At 41.4% G+C, this 249-nt stretch carries 1 protein-coding gene; it reads right to left on the reverse strand.

The window, feature by feature from the left end:
• The coding region (locus AK963_RS36495) for a hypothetical protein (RefSeq protein WP_238593927.1) at positions 1–249 on the reverse strand (249 nt) is incomplete at both ends.

The following is a 249-nucleotide window of genomic DNA, read 5'->3' on the forward strand; positions in this document are numbered from 1 at the left end:
TGAAGATATTATCAATAAATGCTGTGAGGCATGGAATGAATTACTTTCTGAAGTTGGCCGATTGAAAAGTCTATGCTCCCGTTCATGGGCTGTTATTTCATAATTTAAAAATGGAATTGGTATTACTGCCATTGGCCTATTAAGGAGTGCTTTGATGAGGATTACTTCAAGCAGGCCACGGCGGAAGAAAAGCTCAAGAAATTCAAGCTCGGTGTTCCTTACTTTACGTGGGATGCCAAGAACCGCCGA

It is taken from the genome of Endozoicomonas atrinae (genome assembly GCF_001647025.1).
GTDB classification, from domain to species: Bacteria; Pseudomonadota; Gammaproteobacteria; order Pseudomonadales; family Endozoicomonadaceae; genus Endozoicomonas; species Endozoicomonas atrinae.